This is a genomic window from Variovorax sp. PDC80, assembly GCF_900115375.1.
Classification (GTDB): domain Bacteria; phylum Pseudomonadota; class Gammaproteobacteria; order Burkholderiales; family Burkholderiaceae_C; genus Variovorax.
The window spans coordinates 331711-353610 of record NZ_FOWG01000005.1; the positions used below are offsets into that span (position 1 = coordinate 331711).

The 21900-nt window shown below is 71.9% G+C and carries 18 protein-coding genes; 14 read left to right on the forward strand and 4 right to left on the reverse strand.

What is annotated here, in order from left to right; all coding sequences use genetic code 11:
* The first annotated feature begins 29 nt into the window (after positions 1 to 29).
* From BM109_RS17275 to BM109_RS17300, 6 genes are all read left to right on the forward strand, one after another.
* Complete coding sequence (locus BM109_RS17275) at positions 30 to 566, forward strand: SRPBCC family protein (protein WP_093344691.1); 537 nt, start codon at positions 30 to 32, stop codon at positions 564 to 566.
* Between the two features lie 257 nt (positions 567 to 823).
* Positions 824 to 2884: a LamG domain-containing protein gene (locus tag BM109_RS17280; RefSeq protein ID WP_143129185.1), complete on the forward strand. Its 2061-nt coding sequence runs from the start codon at positions 824 to 826 to the stop codon at positions 2882 to 2884.
* Positions 2885 to 2896: 12 nt separating this feature from the next.
* On the forward strand, positions 2897 to 3139 hold the full coding sequence (locus BM109_RS17285; RefSeq protein ID WP_093344696.1) for a hypothetical protein: 243 nt from the start codon (positions 2897 to 2899) through the stop codon (positions 3137 to 3139).
* Positions 3140 to 3150: 11 nt separating this feature from the next.
* Entirely contained in the window at positions 3151 to 5265 is a 2115-nt protein-coding gene (locus tag BM109_RS17290; RefSeq protein WP_093344699.1) for a phosphocholine-specific phospholipase C, read from the forward strand.
* Positions 5266 to 5348: 83 nt separating this feature from the next.
* Positions 5349 to 6125, forward strand: coding sequence for a DeoR/GlpR family DNA-binding transcription regulator (locus BM109_RS17295; RefSeq protein WP_093344701.1), 777 nt, complete (start codon positions 5349 to 5351; stop codon positions 6123 to 6125).
* A gap of 20 nt (positions 6126 to 6145) precedes the next feature.
* The gene (locus BM109_RS17300) at positions 6146 to 6883 is read left to right on the forward strand and encodes a glutamine amidotransferase (protein ID WP_093344704.1); all 738 of its coding nucleotides are present in this window, start codon (positions 6146 to 6148) and stop codon (positions 6881 to 6883) included.
* 13 nt (positions 6884 to 6896) lie between these two features.
* On the opposite strand, the gene BM109_RS17305 is transcribed toward BM109_RS17300, so the two are convergent.
* Positions 6897 to 9089, reverse strand: a complete 2193-nt coding sequence (locus tag BM109_RS17305) for a TonB-dependent alcaligin siderophore receptor FauA (RefSeq protein ID WP_093344706.1) — start codon at positions 9087 to 9089, stop codon at positions 6897 to 6899.
* A gap of 88 nt (positions 9090 to 9177) precedes the next feature.
* Between BM109_RS17305 and BM109_RS17310 the strand changes: the two genes are divergently transcribed.
* The 4 genes from BM109_RS17310 to BM109_RS17325 all read left to right on the forward strand — a co-directional run bounded on the left by BM109_RS17310 (position 9178) and on the right by BM109_RS17325 (position 14002).
* Positions 9178 to 10167, forward strand: a complete 990-nt coding sequence (locus BM109_RS17310; RefSeq protein ID WP_093345061.1) for a helix-turn-helix transcriptional regulator — start codon at positions 9178 to 9180, stop codon at positions 10165 to 10167.
* Between the two features lie 93 nt (positions 10168 to 10260).
* Positions 10261 to 10893, forward strand: coding sequence for a CDP-alcohol phosphatidyltransferase family protein (locus BM109_RS17315; RefSeq protein ID WP_093344709.1), 633 nt, complete (start codon positions 10261 to 10263; stop codon positions 10891 to 10893).
* A 29-nt stretch (positions 10894 to 10922) separates the two neighbouring features.
* The gene (locus tag BM109_RS17320; protein ID WP_093344712.1) at positions 10923 to 11504 is read left to right on the forward strand and encodes a glutathione S-transferase family protein; all 582 of its coding nucleotides are present in this window, start codon (positions 10923 to 10925) and stop codon (positions 11502 to 11504) included.
* Between the two features lie 110 nt (positions 11505 to 11614).
* Positions 11615 to 14002, forward strand: a complete 2388-nt coding sequence (locus BM109_RS17325) for a penicillin acylase family protein (RefSeq protein ID WP_093344714.1) — start codon at positions 11615 to 11617, stop codon at positions 14000 to 14002.
* A 12-nt stretch (positions 14003 to 14014) separates the two neighbouring features.
* Here BM109_RS17325 and BM109_RS17330 read toward each other — a convergent pair whose 3' ends face one another.
* Together BM109_RS17330 and BM109_RS17335 are read right to left on the reverse strand one after the other, a co-directional pair.
* Entirely contained in the window at positions 14015 to 15412 is a 1398-nt protein-coding gene (locus tag BM109_RS17330) for a DUF7017 domain-containing protein (protein ID WP_093344717.1), read from the reverse strand.
* Positions 15409 to 17496, reverse strand: a complete 2088-nt coding sequence (locus tag BM109_RS17335; protein ID WP_177239368.1) for an ATP-dependent DNA helicase — start codon at positions 17494 to 17496, stop codon at positions 15409 to 15411. Before BM109_RS17335 ends, BM109_RS17330 begins: the two co-directional genes overlap by 4 nt.
* Positions 17497 to 17616: 120 nt before the next feature.
* Here BM109_RS17335 and BM109_RS17340 point away from each other — a divergent pair, with 120 nt between their 5' ends.
* The 4 genes from BM109_RS17340 to BM109_RS17355 all read left to right on the forward strand — a co-directional run bounded on the left by BM109_RS17340 (position 17617) and on the right by BM109_RS17355 (position 20172).
* Entirely contained in the window at positions 17617 to 18273 is a 657-nt protein-coding gene (locus BM109_RS17340) for a histidine phosphatase family protein (RefSeq protein WP_093344722.1), read from the forward strand.
* A 50-nt stretch (positions 18274 to 18323) separates the two neighbouring features.
* The gene (locus BM109_RS17345; RefSeq protein WP_093344724.1) at positions 18324 to 19286 is read left to right on the forward strand and encodes a DnaJ C-terminal domain-containing protein; all 963 of its coding nucleotides are present in this window, start codon (positions 18324 to 18326) and stop codon (positions 19284 to 19286) included.
* A gap of 1 nt (position 19287) precedes the next feature.
* Entirely contained in the window at positions 19288 to 19602 is a 315-nt protein-coding gene (locus BM109_RS17350; RefSeq protein ID WP_093344727.1) for a chaperone modulator CbpM, read from the forward strand.
* 90 nt (positions 19603 to 19692) lie between these two features.
* A complete protein-coding gene (locus BM109_RS17355) occupies positions 19693 to 20172 on the forward strand; it encodes a MerR family DNA-binding protein (RefSeq protein WP_093344728.1) in 480 nt (159 codons plus the stop codon).
* On the opposite strand, the gene BM109_RS17360 is transcribed toward BM109_RS17355, so the two are convergent.
* Positions 20126 to 21871: a dipeptidase gene (locus BM109_RS17360; RefSeq protein ID WP_093344731.1), complete on the reverse strand. Its 1746-nt coding sequence runs from the start codon at positions 21869 to 21871 to the stop codon at positions 20126 to 20128. The two genes, BM109_RS17355 and BM109_RS17360, sit on opposite strands and share 47 nt — an antisense overlap.
* Between the last annotated feature and the right edge of the window lie 29 nt (positions 21872 to 21900).

Below are 21900 nucleotides of genomic sequence, written 5' to 3' on the forward strand. Positions count from 1 at the left end.
TTTCTCATCCGACACAAGGAGCAGCACCCATGACCACCACCGAACGATTCGGCCGGCTCGTCGAGCCCGGCACCCTGCGCATCGAGCGCCTGCTGGCCGCGTCCGTGGAGCGCGTCTGGTCCTACCTGATCGACCCCGAGAAGCGCGCGCGCTGGCTCGCGGGCGGCACCATGGCGCCGCAGCCCGGCGCGGTGTTCGAGCTGCGCTTCGAGCACACCACCCTCTCGGGCGAGGCCGCGCCCGAGCGCTACGCGGCCTACCGCGCGCCGCACCTGCAGAAGTCGCGGCTGCTGCGCATCGAGGCGCCGAGGCTGCTGGTCATCAGCTGGGGCAGCGAGGCGGACAGCGCCTCCGAGGTCACTTTCGAACTCGCGCCGCAGGGCGATTCGACCCGTCTCGTGCTCACGCACCGCCGGCTGCCCGATCGCAAGGAAACCGTCAGCGTGGCCAGCGGCTGGCATGCGCACCTCGAGGTGCTCGAGGCGCTGCTCGAGGGCCGCGCGCCCGCGGGCTTCTGGACCTCGCTGGCGGCGATCGAACAGCACTACGAGGCGCAGATCCGCTGAAGCGCACACGCTCGACCACCACGGGGCCTTCGGGCCCCTTTTCTTTTTCGGCCGGCGCTGTCGCGGCGCTGTCATGCGGCTCGCGCAGCATTCGAGGCATTGGTTGTATTTGTGGATTTTGTTGTAAATCACATTCATCTGCCCAAGTGCACATGAATGCATCGATCGCCGGCAAGCCACGCACGACCGCGAATGCCTTCGTGCCGGGGCGGGTTTGAGTGCCCGCCCCGGCGTTCTTGACCTGCCGGAGTTCCCCGATGACAACGCCGAGAGGCCGCCTCGCGCGCGCCGCCCTGTGCCTGACCCCCGTGCTACTGCTGGCCGCCTGCGGCGGCGGTGGCGGTGGTTCGACCCCCTTCCTTCCCGTTCCGCCGCCCGCGCCGGCCCCCGCGCCCGCGCCCTCCCCCGCGCCGGCACCGCGTCCCAAGGCGCTGGTCATCGGCGTCGACGGCGTGCAATACGCGGCCCTGCAGCAGGCGCTCGGCGATGCGCGCATGCCCGCGCTGCAAGGCCTGGGGACCTTGCTGCCTTCCTACACCGGCGGCGTGCTCGGCCAGCGCACGCAGCAGCAGGCCACCGACGGGCCGTCGTGGGCCACGCTGCTGACCGGCGGCTGGGCCGACCGGCACGAGATCCGCTCCAACTACGAGGGCCAGGCCTTCGGCGCCGACACCGTCTTCAAGCTGCTCAAGCAACGCCGCGCCGACACCCGCAGCGCGGTGGTCGCGAGCTGGAGCGGCCTGCCGCAACTGCTGCGCACCGACAAGGCCGCGGGCTACCTCGAGCTCGCGAAGGACTGCGACGGCAGCGACGACTGCGTCTCGACCGAGGCCGCGGGCGCGCTCGAGAGCGGCGGCTACGACCTCGTGGTGGCCGACTACCAGGGCCCGGCGCAGGTCGCCGACGTGGCGGGCTACGGCACCGACTACCAGAACGCGCTCGCGCAGGTCGACAAGCAGATCGCCACGCTGCGCTCCGCGCTGGCGCGGCGCCGCGCGGCTCAGCCGCAGGAGGACTGGCTGGTGGTCGTCGCCACCACCCACGGCCTGGGCGCCACCGGCGTGGCCGACGGCATTCCGGTGCCGTCGAACCTCGCGACCGCGCTGGTGCTCGACCGCCGCGCCAACCTCGACGCAGCAGCGCCCGCCGGGCTGCCCGCGAACATCGCGGACTGGTACGGCTACGCCTCCACGGCCGACATCGCGCCCACCTTGCTGACCCACCTGTCGGCGCTGCCCGCGGCCGACAAGTACGCGATCGACGGCGCACCGCTGCTGGGCGCGCCCGGCGTGCGCCGGCTCGCCGCGGTGGCCAACGACAAGCGCAACGGCATCCGCCTGAGCTGGACGCTGCCGGCCCCCGTGGCCTCGATCACGGTGCTGCGCGACGGCGCCCCCGTGGCCACGCTGCCCGGCACCGCCCTCGGCTTCGAGGACACCACCATGCCCTTCGACGCCAGCGGCACCTATGCCTACGACTACACGGTGGTGGCCGACAAGACGCCGGTCTCGCTGCGCGCCTCGCTCGACTACGTGAAGCCGATCGTGCTGCTGCCCAGCGTGGCCAACGGCCTCACGCACCTGTTCCCGCTGAACGGCGCGCTCGGCGACCGCATCGCCGGTGGCCAGGTCTTCGCGCCCTGGGTCAAGGGCGCGGCCGCGGTCTATGCGGCGGCCGGCGACGGACCGCTGGGCAGCGGCACCCGCGCGCTGCTGTCGACCGACTACACCGGCACCAAGGTCTGCACGGCCTGCGACGGCGGCTACTCGATCCCGACCGCCAGCGTGACCAGCACCACGGCGCCCTTCAGCTTCGGCTTCTGGTTCCGCTCCGACGCCACGCGCTCTGGCATGCCGGTGATCTCGAACAAGGACTGGGGCAGCGGCTCCAACCCGGGCATCGCGATCGGCCAGTACGGCAGCGCGCTGCGCTTCAACATCGGCCGCGGCGGCGAGCGCGTCGGCGACAAGGACCTGGGCTTCAGCGCCAACACCTGGGCCTATGTGGTGATGACGGTGGACGTGTCGGCGCTGAAGGCGAACTACTACGTGTTCGACCCCTCGCTGGGCCTGCAGAGCAGTTCCGTGACGCTGACCAGCGCCTTCGCGGCCGCGCTCAACGGGCTGAACAAGGGCTTCTCGCTCAACGAGGACGGCGACGGCGGCTACGGCCCGAACTACCGCAACGGCAATGCGAGCAACACCATCGCCGGGCGCTTCGACTTCGCCGAGTTCGCGACCTGGAACCGCGTGCTGAGCGCGGCCGAGATCGAGTCGATCGCGCGCTCGCGCGGTTCGCTGACCACGCTGGTGCCCTGAGGAGAGACACGCATGCGCAACCCAACGATGCAACGCGCGGCCTGCGCCCTGGCGCTGCTCGCCGCCACCGTGCTCACGGCCTGCGGCGGCGGCGGAGGGGGTGGCGGCGCCATCGCCCTGCCGCCGGCCACGGGCCTCGTGCCCAACGACCCGGCCACCGCCGGCCCGCCGGCCGAGGCGCTGACCCCGCCGGGCGGCACGCCCGATTCCCAACTGCCGCCGCGCCGTCCCGAGTCGGTGCGCTGCGCGCCCTGAGCCCGAACACCATGAGCGACAAGCAAGCATCCCCTTCCCGCCGCGGCTTCCTGCGCGGCGCCGCCACCACCGCGGGCGCGGCCGCCGCGCTCGGCCTGCTGCCGCCCGGCATCCGCCGCGCGCTGGCGATCCCCGCCACGCAGGAGACCGGCACCATCAGCGACGTCAAGCACGTCGTGATCTTCATGCAGGAGAACCGCTCCTTCGACCACTACTTCGGCACCCTGCGCGGCGTGCGCGGCTTCGGCGACCGCTTCCCGGTGCCGCTGGCCAACGGCAAGCCGGTGTGGCAGCAGCCGCCGACCTCGGGCAGCGGCACCTGCGTGCCCTTCCGCTACGACACCACCGCCACCAGCGCGCAGCGCACCACCGGCATGGCCCACAGCTGGTCCGACGGCCAGCAGGCCTGGAACGGCGGGCGCATGAACCAGTGGGTGGCGGCCAAGACGGCGCGCGCGCTCGGCTACTACACGCAGAGCGACATCGCCTACCAGTTCGCGCTGGCCGATGCCTTCACCTTGTGCGACGCCTACCACTGCAGCGAGCTCACCGGCACCAACTCCAACCGCCTGTTCCTCTGGAGCGGCACCAACGACCCGCTGGGACAGGGCGGCGGTCCCGCGATCGACAACTCGAACGACGACCTCGCGAACGCGCCCGGCTACGACTGGACCACCTACCCTGAACGCCTGGAACAGGCCGGCGTGAGCTGGCAGATCTACCAGGACATGGCCGACAACTACACCGACAACCCGCTCGAGGGCTTCACCAGCTTTCGCAAGGCCTACTACGCGGCCGAGCCGACCGAGGCACAGCGCTCGCTCAAGGCGCGCGGCCTGTCCACGCGCTCGCTCGACGCCCTGGCCGACGACGTGAAGGCCGGCCGCCTGCCGCAGGTGAGCTGGATCGTGGCGCCCGAGAAGTACTCGGAGCATCCCGGCCCCTCGTCGCCGCTGTGGGGCGCCGAATACACCGAGCGCGTACTGAACGCCCTCACGGCCGATCCCGCGGTCTGGAGCCAGACCGTGCTGTTCATCATGTTCGACGAGAACGACGGCTACTTCGACCACATGCCGCCGCCCTCGATCCCCTCGCTGAACGCCGACGGCAGCGAGGCCGGCATGAGCACGGTGTCGACGCTGGGCGAGCGCAACGACCTGAAGGCGCCCTACCGCGGTTCGCCCTTCGGCATGGGCTGGCGCGTGCCGATGTACGTGGTGTCGCCCTGGAGCCGCGGCGGCTGGGTCAACTCGCAGGTGGCCGACCACACCTCGGTGGTGCGCTTCCTCGAAACGCGCTTCGGCGTGATGGAGCCCAACATCAGCCCCTGGCGGCGCGCGGTCGCGGGCGACCTCAGCACCTGCTTCGACTTCGCCACGCCCAATGCGGCGCTGCCCGCGCTGCCGCACATCGACGGCAAGGCGGCCGACGATGCCATCGCGAAGCAGCTGCTGCTGCCCACCCCGGTCGCGCCCGCGCCCGGCACCGGCACGCTGCCGCAGCAGGCCACCGGCGTGCGCTACTCGCGCGCCCTGCCCTACGAGCTGCACACCAGCGGCCGGCCCGACGTGGCGCAGCAGAAGTTCTGGCTGGTGTTCGGCAACACCGGCGGCGCCGGCGCGGTGTTCCATGTCTACGACCATCTCGCGCTCGACAAGGTGCCGCGCCGCTACACGGTGGAACCCGGCAAGCTGCTCAACGACGCCTGGGCGGTGGCGGCCGGCGGGCGCTACGACCTCTCGGTGTTCGGCCCCAACGGCTACTTCCGGCGCTTCGGCGGCAAGCTGCCGGCCGCGCTCGCGGGCGGCACGGCGCTGCCCGAGGTGCGCGTCTGCTACGACGCCGCCAACGGCGACGTGCACCTGGAAATGCACAACCTCGGCAACATCAGCTGCACCGTCACGGTGGCGCCGAATGCCTACCGCACCGACGGCCCGTGGTCCTTCGCGCTCGCGCCGGGGCAGGTGGTCGTGCAGAAGTGGGACCTCGCGCCCGCGAAGCACTGGTACGACTTCAGCGTGACGGCCAACGTGGACGACGGCACCAGCTACCTGCGCCGCTTCGCGGGCCGCGTGGAGAACGGCAGCCACGGCATCAGCGATCCGGCGATGGGCCAGGCGGCCTGAGCGTCACGCGCCGCCCGCACGCCTCCCGCACAATGGCGCCGGTCCGCCACCGGCGCCATCGCTCCCTCTCCCATCGGCATCCCATGCTCCAAGAAGAACGATTCCTGCGCATCCGCAGCCTGCTGGCCACCTTCTCGCGCCTGAGCGTCGAGCGGATCATGCAGGACCTCGCGGTCTCGCGCGAAACCGTGCGCCGCGACCTGCTCGAGCTCGAGGGCCTGGGCGAGCTGCGGCGGGTGCATGGCGGTGCCGTGGCCACGGGCGCGGAGCCCGAGCCGCCGCTGGCGGTGCGGCTGGTGGCGCGGCAGCGCGAGAAGCGCGCCATCGCCAAGGCCGCGATCGCGCTGCTCGAACCGGGCCAGACCGTGTTCCTCGACACCGGCAGCACCACCGCGCTGCTGGCCGAGGCGCTGGCCACGCTCAGCGGCATGACGGTCATCACCAACTCGCTGAGCATCGCGCTCAAGCTGGCGGGCGCGGCCGAGGGCCGCGACACCGGCGGGCGCACCGTGCTGCTCGGCGGCGAGATCGACGTCAAGACCCAGGCCACCTGCGGCGCCGGCACGGTCGAGGAGATCCGCCGCTACCGCGCCGACGTGGCGCTGCTGTCGCCGGTGGCGATGCATCCCAAGCACGGCGCGATGAGCTTCGAGCACCACGAGGCGGCCATCGCGCGCGCCATGGCCGAGCAGGCGCAGCAGCTCGTGATCCTGGCCGACCACGCCAAGATCGGCCAGGCCAGCCGCGTCACCTATGCGCGCAGCGCCGACATCGACGTGGTCGTCACCGATGCCGCCTCGCGCGACATGCCGGCGCTGCCGGCGCTGCGCCGGGCCTGCGAGCGCGTGGTGCTGGCCTGAGGCTTTGGCATCATCGCGGGATGGAAATCCAATCCCGTCCCCTGGTCATCGTCAAGCTCGGCGACACCTTCGACGCCCTGCGCGAGACGCACGGCGACTTCGAGCACTGGATCGCCGACGGCCTGGCCAGCGACACGCTGCCCATCGCCGTGATCGATCCGCGCCGCGGCGACACGCTGCCCGATCCCGCCGCCATCGCGGGCGCGGTGCTGACCGGCTCGCATGCGATGGTGTCGCACCGCGAGGACTGGAGCGAACACACCGCCGGCTGGCTCGCGCGCGCCGTGGCGCAGGGCACGCCGGTGCTCGGCATCTGCTATGGCCACCAGCTGCTCGCGCATGCGCTCGGCGGCGAGGCCGGCGACCATCCGCGTGGCCCGGAGATCGGCACGGTCAGCGTCGTGCTCGAGGAGGCCGCCGCCACCGACCCGCTGCTGGGCGGCCTGCCGGCGCGCTTCGCGGCCCACGCGGTGCACTGGCAGAGCGCGCTGCGCCTGCCCGAGGGCGCGGTGCGGCTGGCCGGCAGCGCGCATGACCCGGTGCATGCCTTCCGCGTCGGCGACAGCGCCTGGGGCGTGCAGTTCCATCCCGAGTTCGATGCCCACGCGATGCGCGACTACATCGATCGCCTGGCCGGCCCGCTGAAGACGGCCGGGCTCGACCCCGAGGCGCTGCGCGAGCGCGTGCAGGCCACCGGCGATTCCGCGCAACTGCTCGGCCGCTTCGCGCGCATCGCCGAGGCGCGCCAGGGCCTCTGAGCCTGGCAGCGCCTCAGTACTGCACGCGCAGCGACAGCGTCGCGTTGCGCGGCGACCCATACCAGCCCTGGTTGAAGAAGGCGACCTGCGAGTAGTACTTGCGGTCGGTCAGGTTGTTGATGTTCAGGGTCGCCGAGACGTTCTTGCGGATCTCGTAGCGCGCCATCAGGCTCACCAGCGCATAGCCCGACTGCGCGACCACGGTGGAGCGGTTGGCCGGCGGCGCCATGACGGTCTCGTAGGCGCGGCCCTGCCAGTTCACGCCCGCGCCCAGGGTCAGCGCGCTCCAGTCGCCCGGCAGCTGGTAGCTGCTGAAGATCTTGAGCTGGCTGCGCGGATGCCCGGTGTTGATCGGCGTGCCGTTCGCGGCGCGGGCACGGAAGTGGGTGTAGCCCGCGGCGAGGTTCCAGCCGCGCGCGATCTCGCCGCTGAGCTCGAGGTCCACGCCCTCCACCTTCGCGCCGGCCACCGCGCGGTAGGCCTGGGTGTTGGGCACGCCGCCCGCGGTCTGGCCGGCGATGGCCTCGGCCAGGTTGTCCTGGCGCGTCTGGAACAGCGCGAAGGCGCCGTTGAGCCGGCCGTCCGCGTAGGCGGCCTTGAGGCCCAGCTCGAAGCTCTTGCCGGTCACCGGGTCGAGGATCTCGCCGGCCGCGTCGCGGTTGTTCTGCGGCTTGAAGATGCTGGTGTAGCTGGCGTAGGCCGTGTAGGTGTCGTCGATGTCGTAGAGCAGGCCCGCGTAGGGCGTGATGCGGTCGCGGTGCTCGTACCTGCGGATCGCGCCGAAGTAGTTCTGGTCGGTCTTCCAGTTGCTCACGCGCGCGCCCACGATCAGGTGCAGCGGATCGGCCAGGGAGAAGCGCCCCACGGCATAGGCGCCGTCCTGGCGCGCGCGCATGGTGTCGGCCTGCGAGGGCACGCTCGACCACAGCGGTTCGGCGATGCGGTCGACGCGCCAGTCGAAGAAGCTGCCGATCGGCGGCTGGTTCAGCGCGCGGTACTGCGGCAGGTCGAGCCGGTCGTCGAAGCGCATCCAGCCGAGCGAGAACTCGTGGTCGCGGCCCAGCAGGCGGAACGGGCCGCCGAGCGTGGCGTGGGCGGCGCTGCGCTTCAGTTCGCCGTCGTAGTAGATGTACGACGGCGCCACGCTCATCGCGCCGGTGAAGGCATTGACCGCGCCGCCGCGGTAGAGGTGCTTCATCATCATGTCGGTGCTGGCGTGGCTGTAGGCCAGCCGCGCGGTCCAGCGGTTGGCGAAGCGGTGCGTGAGGTCGAGGAAGGCGGTGGTGGTGTCGGTCTCGGCCCGGGTCCATGTCGTGTTGCTGGCCACGGAGCGGTCGAAGTCGGTGCGCCGGCCGTCGGTGTAGAACAGCGGGAAGCCGGCACCGAAGCCGCGCGTCACGGTGTCCTGCTTGCTCAGGCCCAGCGTGAGTTCGGTGGCCGGCGTCAGGTCGGCGCTGAGCACGCCGTAGAAAGTGTTCGAGCGGTTGCCTAGAAAGGTCGTGTAGCTGTCGCCATCCGAATGGGCCGCCACCAGGCGCGAGCGGATGCGCCCGTCCTGCGTGAGCGGCGCCGAGATGTCGGCCTCGGCACGCCGGAAATTCCAGCTGCCCACCGACACGCCGGCCGAGGCCGCGAACTCGCGCAGCGGCCGCTTGCGCACGAAGTTGATCGCGGCCGACGGGTTGCCCGCGCCGGTCATCAGGCCGGTGGCGCCGCGCACCACCTCGAGCCGGTCGTAGATGGCGGTGTCGAGGTTGCTCTCGCCGAAGGACCAGGGCGACAGCACCGGGCTCACGAGGCCGTCGAACTGGTAGCTGTCGATCGCGAAGCCGCGCGCCGACACCGAGAGCCGGTTGGCGTCGCTGCGCGTGATCGAGATGCCCGTGACGCTGTTCAGCATGTCGCCCGTGGTCTGCAGGCCCTGGTCCTCGACGATCTGGCGCGTGACCACGCTGACCGATTGCGGCGTCTCGCGCGGCGAGAGCTGCAGGCCGGTCGCGGTGCGCGCGGCCTTCGTGGTGTACGACTGCGTGCCCTCGGTGGTGGGCGTGACGGCCGTGCCGGTCACCTCGATCGCGGGCAACGCGGCGCTCGATCCGGCATCGGGTGCCTGCGCCAGCGCGGACATCGAAGGCAGCGCCGCGCCGAACAGCAGGTGCAGGTAATGGCGCCGGAACGGCGCGGTAGAACGGAAGGCAGTCGGCATGGCGGCGGTGAGGACAAAGGGTTTAACGACAAATGAGAATTGTTACTATCTGGCGATGCACCGACCTATGCCGAAGCGCGGCAAACGTATGCCGGGCGCCGAAAGCGAAGCGCCCCTCGCGCCCGGCGTTTCGCCGCGCCGCTTCAGCGCCGCCGACTTCGACCGGCTCGGCCGCGACGCGGGCTTCCGCTACCGCCTGCCCTATCTGTCGGGCGCACCGCGCGACCCCGAGGCGCTGTGCATCGCCGAGGGCCGCGTCGAGACGCATGCGCTGGGCCCGGGCCTGACGCTGGCCGCCTCCGACATCGTGGTGCACCACCACTACGAAGCCACCTCGCAGGCGAGCCCCCGGTTCTCGGCCATCGTGGTGCTGCAGGGCCAGGCGCAGGCCGCGCTGGGCCGCGGCGACAGCGTGCCGATGCGCATGCACGGCGGCCTCAGCGCCGCCTATGGCGACGGGCTGTCGATGACCGGCATCCACCCGGCACGCCAGCGGCTGCGCAGCATCAACGTGTCGGCCGCCGCGCCGCTCGGCACGGGCGATGCGCAGCTCGACGAGCTGATCGCCGCCGCGCTGCGCTCGCCGGCCGGGCGACCGCGCCACTGGGCCGTGCCGCCGCACCTCGTGCAGGCCATCGAGCAGGTGCTCGGCGGCCAGTGGCAGGGCCCGCTGCAGGCGCTGCTGTGCCAGGGCGTGGGCCTGCAGCTGCTCGCGCATGCGCTGGCCGATGCAGCGCCCGCGGCACCGCCGCTGCCGTCATCGCGCGAGCGCCAGCTGCTCGAGCGCGTGCGCCAACGGCTGCACGACGCGCCCGAGGAACACCACACGCTCGAGGCGCTGGCCCGCCTCGCCTGCATGAGCCAGAGCACGCTGCGCCTGAAGTTCCGCGCCGCCTACCAGTGCTCGGTCTTCGAATGGCTGCACGAGCGGCGCATGGCGCTCGCGCGCGAACGGCTGGCGCAGGGCCTGAGCGTGCAGGAGGCCGCGCAGCTCGTGGGCTACCGCCACGCGACGAACTTCGCGACCGCCTTCCGCAAGCGCTTCGGCGTGGCGCCGAGCGGCCGCGAACGCCGCTGACGCCGTCCGCGCCCGCGCGTCGGAGCGCGACTACATCGGGGGCCCGGCGCTTCGGTTAAGGTTCGGCGCATTTCCGCAGTTCCAGAAGGCTCCATGAACCGCCCCGCTCCCGTGCGCAAGCACTTCTCGATGATCCGCGGCTTCCACCTCGCCGACGTGTTCACGCTCGGCAACGCGGCCTGCGGCGTGGGCGGCGTGTTCCTCGCGATGGCCTACATGGCGAGCCAGTCGCTCACCCACTTCTACTGGGCCGCCGCGCTCGCGCCCGCGGCCTTCGTGTTCGACGTGTTCGACGGCCGCATCGCGCGCTGGCGCCAGACCCATTCGGCGCTCGGGCGCGAGCTCGATTCGCTGGCCGACATCATCTCCTTCGGCGTGGCACCGGCCGCGCTGGGCTTCGCGGCCGGGCTCGACGGCGGCTGGGACTGCGTGGCGCTGGTCTACTTCGTCTGCTGCGGCGTAAGCCGGCTCGCGCGCTTCAACGTCACGGCCGAATCGCTCTCGGCCGGCGGCGACAAGGTCAAGTACTTCGAGGGCACGCCGATCCCGACCAGCGTGGTGCTGGTCGGCGTGCTCGCCTGGGCCGCCTCGCAGGGCCGCCTGGGCGACGCGCTGTGGGGCGGCGCCTGGAGCGTGGGCCCGTGGCAGCTGCATCCGATGGCGCTGCTGTTCGCGCTCTCGGGCACGCTGATGATCAGCAAGACGCTGCGCATCCCGAAGTTCTGAGCCAGCACCAACCCAAGAAAGACACCCTCATGACCATGAAGCTGTATTTCGACCCGCACAGCCGCGCGCAGGTCGCCAAGTGGATGCTCGACGAGGCCGGCGTGGACTACGAGATCGTGCCCACGCTGCTGCGCGAGAAGGCGCACAAGACGCCCGAGTTCCGCAAGATCAACCCCGCCGGCAAGCTGCCCGCGCTGGTCGACGGCCGCACGCGGCTGTTCGAGAACGCGGCCATCTGCCTCTACATCGCCGAGAAGTACCCCGCGAAGAAGCTGGCGCCGCCCGTGGGCACGCCCGCGCGCGGCCGCTTCCTGTCGCTGATGGTCTATTCGACCGCGCAGCTCGAGCCCGCGATGGGCGACAGCATGCTCAAGCTGCGCAGCAACAACAGCGCGCGCGGCTGGACCGACTTCGAGGAGGCCAAGGACGCGGTCGAGCGCGAGCTCGGCGACGGCCCCTACCTGTTCGGCGCGCAGTTCACCGCGGCCGACGTGATGATCGGCTCGATGTTCATCTACCTGCGCGCCTTCGGCGGCCGTTCCAACCGGCCCCGGATCGACGCCTACGTCGAGCGGCTGCAGGCACGCCCGAAGGGCATGCGCTTCGGCTGAAGCGAGACGTTCCGGCGCCGGCTGCCGCGCCGGCGACAGGTGGCGCGGCAGAGGCGGGCCTACGCTCGGTCCCCCGCTGTTTTCCAACGAAGGCTTCGCGCCGCACCACCATGCACAACACCAAGAGACAGGCAGCCACCCTTCCCCTTTCCCTGCTCGCCGCTGCCCTGCTGCTCGCGGGCTGCGCCAGCGCCCCGCCACCTTCGGGGCGCGCGGTCACGATCGAGCGCACCACCTACGGCATCGCCCACGTCACCGCGCCCGACTACGAAGGCCTGGCCTTCGGCGCCGCCTACGCGCATGCGCAGGACAACGTCTGCCAGACCGCCGAGCACCTGGTGACGATGCGGGGCGAGCGTTCACGCTTCTTCGGCGCGCAGGAGCGCGGCGCCTTCGGCCTGGGCCTGATGCCCAACGCGCAGATCGACCTGTTCGTGCGCTACCACATGGACGACGCCGCGCTCGCGCGCGCCGGTGCCACCACCAGCGCCGAGGTGCAGACCATGATGCGCGGCTACGTGGCCGGCTACAACCGCTACCTGCAGGACGCCGGCCCCAACGGCCTGCCCGCGGCCTGCCGCGGCAAGCCCTGGGTGCGGCCGATGACCGCGGCCGACCTGGCGCGCGCCACCGAGCAATCGATGATCCAGGGCGGCCTGGGCGCGCTCGCGGGCGCGGTGCTGGAGGCGGTGCCTCCCGCGCCGGGCGCGCGCACGGGCGCGGCGCCGGTGCCGCTCGACCAGGCCGTGGCCGAGATCGGCCGCCACAGCTTCAACGCCAACCCCGAGGGCGGCGAGCTCGGCTCCAACGGCTGGGCCTTCGGGCGCAACGCCACGCCCGACGGCCGCGGCCTGCTGCTGGGCAACCCGCACTTCCCGTGGACCGGCACCAACCGCTTCTGGCAGCTGCACCTGACGATCCCCGGCCGCGTCGACGTGATGGGCGCCACCGGCGGCCTGAGCCCGGTGGTGGCGATCGGCTTCAACAAGGACGTGGCCTGGACCCACACCGTGTCGACCGGCAAGCGCTTCACGCTCTACGAGCTGCAGCTCGATCCGGCCGACCCGACCGTCTACATCGTCGACGGCCAGCGCCGCCGCATGACGGCGCGCACCGTGACCCTGCCGGCGAGCGAGGGCGCGCCCGCGCTGCAGCACACCTTCTACGAGAGCGAATGGGGCCCCCTGATCGCGCTGCCCAAGGCCGGCCTGGGCTGGACCGCGCAGCGCGCCTATGCGATCCGCGACGCCAACACGCTCAACGTGCGCTCGGCCGAGGCCTGGATGGGCATGGCGCAAGCGCGCAACGTGGCCGAGCTGCGCGCCGCGATGGGCAACCAGGGCATGCCGTGGATCAACACCATCGCGGCCGACCGCGACGGCAACGCGATGTACGCCGACCTGTCGGTGGTGCCCGACGTCTCGGCCGAGCAGCTGCGCGCCTGCGCGCCCTCGCCGGGCGCCGCGGCGCTGCTCAACGCGGCCGGCCTCGCGGTGCTCGACGGCTCGCGCGCCGCCTGCGCCTGGCAGCGCGATGCCACCGTTGCGTCGCCCGGCCTCATCGCGCCCGTGCGCATGCCGGTCGTGGTCACGCCCGACTGGGTGCAGAACAGCAACGACAGCTACTGGCTCAGCAACCCGCGCATCGCGCCGATGGCGGGCGTGTCGCCGCTGGTCGGGCCGGTGGGCGTGCCGCAGCGGCTGCGCACGCGCAGCGGCATCCTCGAGATCGAGGGCCGGCTCGCGGGCGTCGACGGCCTGCCCGGCAACCGCATGGGCGCAGCCGAACTGCGCAGCGTGATCTTCCGCGACCGCAACCTCGCGGGCCTGCTGGTGATGGACGACCTGCAGGCCGCCTGCGCGGCCGCCGGCGGCGCGCTCGACGTCGACCAGGCGCTGGGCTGCCGCGTGCTCGCGGCCTGGGACCGCACCAGCAACGCCGACGCGAAGGGCGCGGCGCTGTTCCGCGAGTTCTGGCGCAAGGCCAAGGACATCCCGAAGGTCTGGCGCCTGCCCTTCGATCCGGCGCAGCCCGTGACCACGCCGGCCGGCCTCGACATGGCCGCGCCCGCCACCCGCGCCGCGGTCTTCAAGGCCCTGGGCGACGCGGTCGGCATCCTGCGCACCGCGGGCTTCGCGGCCGACGTGCCGCTGGGCGTGCCGCAGTCGCGCGAGGTGCGCGGCCAGCGCATCGCGCTGCATGGCGGCGACGAGTTCGAGGGCGTGCTCAACAAGCTCGAGTCGCAGGGCCAGTCGCTGATCGACCCGAAGGGCTACCAGGTCAACTACGGCAGCAGCTACATCCAGGTGGTGGGCTTCGACGAGCGCGGGCCGGTGGCGCAGGGCCTGCTGACCTACGGCCAGAGCAGCGACCTCGCTTCGCCGCGCGCCTACGACCAGCTGCCGCTGTTCGCGGCCAAGCAGTGGCACGCGCTGCCGTTCCACCGCGCCGACGTCGAGGCGCAGCGAGAGGGACGGCCGCTGCAGTTCGCGTACTGAGTCCGGCGGCGCTCAGCGCCAGGCGAGCACACGCCAGCCCGGCGCGCCCTTGCGGTCCTTCGCGAGGCAGGCGATGCCAGTGGCCTGTGGCGTGCCCGCCTGTGCGAGCAGGGCCGGCGGCACGAACGCCCGTTCGCCGCGCTGGGTGAGCAGGAAGCCGAAAGCCTGTCCCTCGCGCTGCTCGATGCTGCCCGACAGCGCGCGGCAGAAGCCCGCGATCGCCGGCTGCGCCGATAGCCGGAAACGGCTGGGCCGCCGCTCGCTGCCGAGATAGCCGAGCTCGACGATCACCCCGGGCTGCAGCTGCTCGACGCCCTCGAAGGCATCGAAGTGCAGCACCGTGCCCTCCGCCATCGAGAACGCGACATGCACCAGTGCCTTGGGCGCGTTCCGGTTGTCGACCACGCCCGCGCGCCAGGACAGCGGCCGCTCGTCGAGCGCCTGCAGGATCGCGGCCGCCTGGCCCGGCGCCACGGCCTCGTCGGCCAGCGCCGCGAGGTCGCCGCGCCGGGCGAACCAGCGCGAACCCGCAAGCTGCTGCAGCGCGGGCGGGATCCGGAAGCCGTGGTCGACGCGGTAGGCGAGCGCGTGATGCACCTGGATCGCGGCGGCGTCGAAACGCCCCTGCTGCGCCAGCAGGTCGGCCAGCGACACGCGGGTGTTGGCCACCTCCATCGGCTTCACGGCCAGCCGCACCGCCTCGGCATGGCAGGCGATCGCCTCGTTCGGCGACTGCGTCTCGAAGGTCTGGCCCAGCAGCGTCCAGGCCCATGCGGCCTTGCGCTGGCGCCGGACCACGGGCGCGAGGCAGCGCCGCGCCTCCTCGACGAGTCCTTCGTCGAGCAGCCGCTTGCTGCGGTAGTAGTGGAGCCAGGGGTCGTCGGGATGGCGTTCGAGCGCTGCGCGCTGCTGCGTCTCTGCCCAGTCCAGCAGCTCGCGGTCGCCGTCCGTCGACGGGCTCGACAGCGCCCGCCCGATCGCATAGTGCAGCCGCATCTCGAGGCTCGGTGCCTGCCTGCCGTCGGGCAGCGTGAAGGGCTTCTCGTCGTCGGCCGTGAGATGGCGCGGCTCCCACCAGCGCGCGAAAGCGAGGAAGCCGGGGCAGGCCCGGCTCGCCTTGACCGCCTGGTTCAGCACCTGCGAATACAGCAGGTTCGGCCGCTCGTTCGCACCGAAGACGCGGTATTCGTCGAGCCAGCCTTCGAAGCGCCGCGCGAACTGCGGCGCGGGCACGCGCTGGCGCTCGAAATCCTCGATCTCCTGCTTGAGGAAGGCGTGCAGCACCCAGCCGTAGGCGCGCTGGACGTGGATGTCGCCAGGCGCGGCGGCGTGGCCGGCGCGCGCCTGCGCCAGCGCCTCGTCCAGCCGGCCTTCCTTGCGCAGCCGGGTGATCTCGGGGCCGCTGCTCACCGCGCCGCGTCCACGGCGCCGCTCACCTGCTGGAAGATGCCCCGGCTGCCGCCGGGTCCGCCGACCTCGGTGGCGCGCGTCCAGCGCTTCTTGCCGTCGTAGTGGAAGTCGACCTGGCCGCGCCGCCCGTCGCCCTCGAAGGTGATGCGCAGGCGATAGCTGCCAGGCTCCGCGCTCAGGATGCGCAGCCCGTCGGCCGCCACGGCGCGCTCGAGTTCGCGCCTGAAGTCGTCGAGGAAAGCATCGGGCGCGGCCTGCGGTGCCACCGACAGCGCGCGCTGCACGGCCTCCAGGCACTCGCTCAGCAGTGCGGCATCGCAGGGCGCGCCGGGCATCGCGACGATGCTGCCCACGCGCTGGTCGCCCTTGTAGAAATACTGAAGGGCGGCACGCGCACCGCCGCGCTCGAGCCAGTACTTCTGGCAATACTGCGCATGCTGCTGGCGGACGATGCCCACGCCCGCGGCCGACAGCGCGGCGCGCAGCCGCAGATGGTGGGCGAACAGCAGCTCCTGCCCCGGGTTGAAGGAGTAGCGGTCCCAGTCGGGATCGTCCTGCGGGTCCGGCGCTTCGGCCTGCGCGCCCGTGACGGGTGGCGGCGCTGCGACGGCTTCGCCGAAGTCGATGCCAAGGCGGCTGAAGCGCGGCGGATCGACCAGCAGCAAGCTGCCGCGCGCGCGCGTGATTGCCGTGTAGGCCCAGCGGAAGAAGGCCTCGTTGCGCCCCGCATTGGCGTCCGGAAAGTGCACGACCACCGTGTCCCACTCGCCGCCCTGCGCCTTGTGGCAGGTGACCGCATAGCCGTACTTGACCTGCACCGCATTGAAGTACGGATCCTGGCGGATCGTCGCGCGAAACTCCGCGCTCTTCGGCTGCAGTTGCGGATGGCGCTGGCGGAAGTCCACCAGCAGCGCACGCAGTTCGAGCGGCGACAACTCCCGGTCGCGCGACTCGAGCAGGTTCTCCAGCACGACCTCCTCGACCTGCACCACCGCGCCGTCGCCGTTGCGATAGGCCATCGTCATGCGCCGGAACCGCAGCGCCACCGGTTGCGTCTCGCCGCGGATCGGCACCTGGCGCACTTCCGGTTCGGCGTCGGCGGCCAGCAGCTTGACGAGGTCGCCATTCATCAACTGCGCCATCGGCGCGTTGCGGTTGACCATCAGCAGGTCGCCGGCCCGCGGCGCGGCATGCTCGTCGCCCCACAGCCGCGCGCGGACCGCGCGGTTCAGCTCGAGCGCCATCGCGTTGGTGCCGGTGACCAGCACCGAGTTCGCGCGGCTGCGGAACGCCTGCGCCACGTGGTCCAGGGCCTCGGCGAGCGGCAGGTGCCGGATCTCGCGCGCCGCACCGTCACCGGCTTCGGCGAGATCGAAGGCGTTGAAATCCTGGCGGGCGATCGCATCGCGCAGCGCCGTCGCGCGCTCGAGGATGGCGCTGCCCGAGGACTGGCGCATGACCTCGGTCAGCTCATGCGACTCGCAGCGCAGGCCGAAGGTCTCGCGCAGGTAGTCCGACGACAGCGCTGGCGAACGGTTGTCGCCCACGGGGGCGAGCTGCGCCGGGTCGCCCACGAACACGATCCGCGCGCCGCGCGCCGGGTCGCGTCCCGGGCGGCTCAGCCGCGCGAACTCGACCAGGTCGGCCAGCAGCCGGCCCGAGCCGAAGCGCAGCACGTCGCCCTCCGCGGCCTTGTCGCCGACCATGGAGGATTCGTCCACGATGAACACCGTGTCGGCGGGATCGTCGGTGCGCAGCGGATAGAGGAAGCGGATGCCCGGGTCGTTGCGCGTCTGCGCGTCCTCGAAGACCTCCACCGTCTCGAGGCGATAGATGCCGCGATGCAGCGTGCCGGCCGCCGAGCCGGTCCGGGCGCCGAGGATGCGCGCCGCGCGGCCCGTGGGTGCCAGCGAAGCGTGGGGACGCTGGGAGGCATCGAGGTGGGCCAGCAGCGCGCTCACCATCGTCGTCTTGCCGGTGCCGGCGCTGCCTCGGAGCAGGAAGCACGACGAATCGCCGCGCAGGAAGTCCTTCAGACGCTGCAGCGCCGTCGCCTGCGAAGGCGTCAACGAGATCTCATGCATGCGGGGATCGCCAGGAAAAGTAAGAAAAACCGCGTATGTTATTGAATCCACCGCCCCGGCCCGTCCGGGGCGAGAGCCCGACTCTTCCAGTGCGGCACCTTTCATCCAGAGAATCGACCCATGTCCCTCTCCAGCACCGCCTCTCCCGCCGCCACGGCCCACCGGCCCTCGGGCCTCGACCAGCTGATCGCCCTCGCCGCCGCCCAGCCGCTGGCGCCGGCCTGCGACCACTTCTACTTCCTGCGCCACGGCCAGACCGGCCGCAACGCGCAGCGCATCTTCCAGGCCACCGACGAGCCGCTGAGCGAGCTCGGCCTGCAGCAGGCCGCGCGCGCGGCCGAACTGCTGGCGGGCGAGCCGATCCGCACCATCGTCTGCTCCGATGCGCGGCGCGCCTTCGACACCGCGCACGCCGTGGGCAGCGCGCTCAGGCTGGTGCCCACGGCGCAGGCCGTGCTGCGCGAGCGCAACTTCGGCGCGCTGATCGGCACCTCCTCGGCCAACATCGACTGGGCCTGCGAGCCCGAGGGCGGCGAGACGCTGGCCCAGTTCGTCGCGCGCAAGCGCGCCGCGCTGGCCGAGGCCCTGGCCCAGCCCGCGCCGGTGCTGGTGGTGGCGCACGGCGGCACGCTCTATGCGCTGGCCGCGCTGCTGGGCGTGCCGGTCGACCTGGGGCTGCTGGGCAACGCGCAGCCATTGCGTTTCGACCGCAACGGCCCCACATGGGCCGTGACGCCGCTGCTGCGGCATGCCGACGGCGACGCCGCGCTGGCCTAGGGTTCTCCGAGCGCCGCGCGCGAGCCGTCCCCACACCCCACACCAAGACCATGGAATTCAAGGACTACTACAGCGCCCTGGGCATCGAGCGCATCGCGTCGGACGACGAGGTGCGCAAGGCCTACCGCAAGCTCGCGCGCAAGTACCACCCCGACGTCAGCAAGGAGCCCGACGCCGAGCAGCGCATGCGCGACATCAACGAAGCCAAGGACGTGCTCGGCGACAAGGAGAAGCGCGCCGCCTACGACGCCCTGGCCGACCGCGTGGCGCGCGGCGGCCGCCCCGACGGCGACTTCCAGCCGCCGCCGGGCTGGGACGCCGGCTTCGAGTTCCACCGCGGACCGCGCCAGGGCCCGGCCGACCATGCCGACTTCAGCGAGTTCTTCTCCTCGATGTTCGGCGAGGCCGAGCGCCGCGGCGCCGCACGGCAGAACTTCCGCGCGCGCGGCGAGGACCACCACGCCGCGATCGAGATCGCGCTCGAGGACGCCATCGGCGGTGCCGAGCGCGAGATCAGCCTGCGCTCGCAGGTGCTCGACGCGCAGGGCCAGCCGCGCTGGGAAACGCGCACCCTGAGCGTGAAGATCCCGCCCGGCGTGCACCCGGGCCAGTTCATCCGCCTCGCGGGCCAGGGGCTGCCGGGCCATGGCGGCGAGCCGGCCGGCGACCTCTACCTCGAGGTGCGCATCGCGCCGCACCAGCTCTACCGCGTCGAGGCGCGCGATCTCTACATGACCCTGCCGGTCACGCCCACCGAGGCCGCGCTCGGCGCGCAGGTCGAGGTGCCGCTGCCCGGCGGCGGCGCGGTCGAGGTCACGGTGCCGAAGCAGGCGAAGAGCGGCCTCAAGCTGCGCCTCAAGGGCCGCGGCCTCGCGGGCAAGACGCCGGGCGACCTCTACCTGCTGCTCGACATCGCGCTGCCGCCCGCCGACAGCGAGGCCGCGCGCAGCGCCTACGAGGCGCTCGCGAAGGCCTCGGCCTCGTTCAACCCACGCCAGCACCTGGGAGTCTGAGATGGCGACCGTTTCCATCACCACCACCGCCGTCGGCCAACTGCATCCGCTGGCCGCGAGCGAACTCGCGCATGCCTGCGGTGCCGACACCGCCTGGGTCGTGCAACTGGTCGAGGTCGGCATCGTGCGCATCGAGACCGAGGAGGCGCAACCCGAGCGCTGGCGCTTCTCGAGCGCCGACCTGCAGCACGCGCTGGAGGCACGGCGGCTCGAGCGCGACTTCGGCATCGGCCTCGATGCCGCGGCGCTGATCCTCGACCTGCAGCACGAAGTGCGCAGGCTCAAGACGGTGCTGCAGGCGCACGGCCTGCGATAGGCCCACGCGCCGCAAGGAAAAGCCGCGCCGCGGCTTGACCTTGACACCGTGCGAGACCGAAGACTTCGGGCCTCTTCCACAGGAGGCCGCATGACCCCTCGCACCCTTCCATCGCCCGTCCACGCCGACACCGCGCCGCGGTTCGACCTCGAGGCCGCGCTCGCGCGCGCCGGCGTTTCGCAACGGCTGCTGCGCCAGTGCGAGGCGCGCGGCCTGATCGCCGCGACCGAGCCCCGCTACACGCACGCCCACGTCGCCGTGCTGCGCTTCGCGCGCCGTGCGCTGGCGCTGGGCTTCGCCATGGACGAGATCGAACGGCTGGTGGCGCTGTGGCGCGACGAGGAACGCACCAGCGCCGAGGTCAAGCGCCTCACGCTGTGCCGCGCCGAAGCGCTCGATTCGCGCATCGAGGAACTGCAGGCGACGAAGCGCGTGCTCGAGCGGCTCGCGGAGCTGTGCCTGGGCGACCACCGGCCGGCGTGCCCGATCCTCGACGAGCTGGTCGAGCTCCGGGGCTTTGCCGCTACTGCATCTGCGGCAGATTCCCGATCCGCACCAGCATCTCGGTGAACATCTGCATGTCCGCGTCGAGGTCGGGCACTTCCTTGTATTCCTTGGCGTTGTGCGCGGTGTACTTCTTGCCGGGCATCGCGGGGCCGAAGTTGATCGCGTTGGGCATCAGCTTGGCGGTGGTGCTGCCGGCCGTGGGCACGGGCTTGGCCTCCAGCCCGGTGGTGTCGCCGTAGATGTTCAGCAGCGTCGAGAGCCAGGCGCCCTTGGGGTCGCGCGCCATCCAGTTGCCCTGGTCGTACTGGAGCTCGAGCGGGACCTTGGCCGCATCGGCCCAGGCCTGCACCTTCGCGGTGACCTGGGCCTTGAGTTCGTCGGGCGTGCGGCCGCGCGGCATGCGCACGTTGACCGTGACCTCGACACGGCCGTCGGCGCCCGCGCGCACCAGGTTCGGCGAGAAGGTCAGCGGGCCCATGAAGTCGTCGGCATAGCCCAGGCCCAGCTTCTCGCCGAGGTAGCCGGTGCCGTAGAGCGCATCGAGGTAGTCGATCGCCTGGCGAAAGCCGTTGGGCGCGAGCGTCAGGCCCGATTCCTTGAGGAACAGCGCGAGGCGCGGCACCGGGTTCACGCCCTCCTCGGGCCGCGAGCCATGGGCCGAAACGCCGGTCACCTTGAGCTCGATGCTGTCGGCGCCGCGCGCGATGTCGATCGCGAACTTGCCGCCCTGGGCTTCGTACTTGCGCAGGAAGCCGGCCTTCGCGGCCTCGAGCGTCGCGGCCGCCGCGGCGAGGTCGCCACCCTTGAGCGTGGCGGTGGCGGTCTGCGCGATCGCATTGGCCGAGGCGGCACCGGCCATCGCGACGATGGCGGTGGCCGCGGGGTCGGCCGGCTGCGCGGGGAAGAACACCTTGAGCGCGCCCGAGCCCTTCTCGGCCACCACCGCCGGGTACTTGCTGTCGAGCACGATGTTGTAGGCCGGCAGCGCAGTCTTGTTGCGGTAGTAGAGCATCGCGTCGCCACCAGTCTCCTCGGTGGTCTCGATCATCAGGCGGATGCTGCGCTCGAGCGGCAGGCCGCTGTCCTTGACCGCCTTCATCGCATAGAGCACGGCGGCGATCGAGCCCTTGTCGTCGATGGTGCCGCGGCCGTAGAGCAAGTCGCCCACGCGGGTCATGGTGAAGGGATCGAGCTTCGTGCCGTCGTCGAGCACCCATTCGGACAGCACGGCGGGCACCACGTCGGCATGCGTGAGGATGCCGAACTCCTCGCTGCCGCGGCCCTGGAGGCTGACCTCGAAGATGCGGTTGTCGACGTTGCGCCAGGCCAGGCCGAAGTCCTTCGCCATCTTCTCGACCAGCCGGCCGAAGTCGAGGATCGCGGGGCTCTCGTGCGGCGGCACCTGCACGTTGCGCACGGTCGGGATCGCGACCATGGCACCGATGCTCGCGATCGCCGCCTGCTGGTTCTGCAGCCGGTTGTACAGGCCGAGCAGGCGCGCGATGTCGACCAGCGCATCGCCCGCGAGCGGCTGGCGCTGGCCATACGCGGACACGGCGGTGGCCAGTTCCTTGTTGGCGGGGTTCGCGGCCACCGCCTGGGCCAGGAAGGCATTGAAGTCCCTGGCGGTCTGGCCGGCCTGCCAGCGCGCGGCGAGCTGGTCGAGGGCGGGCTTCTTGAGCGTGTCGGCGACGGCCGTGCCGCCGAGGGCGAGCACGGCGCAGCCGATGGAAAGCACGGGCAGCGAAAGACGGTGGGGCATGGAGGATCTCCCTCGAAAAGCGAACATCC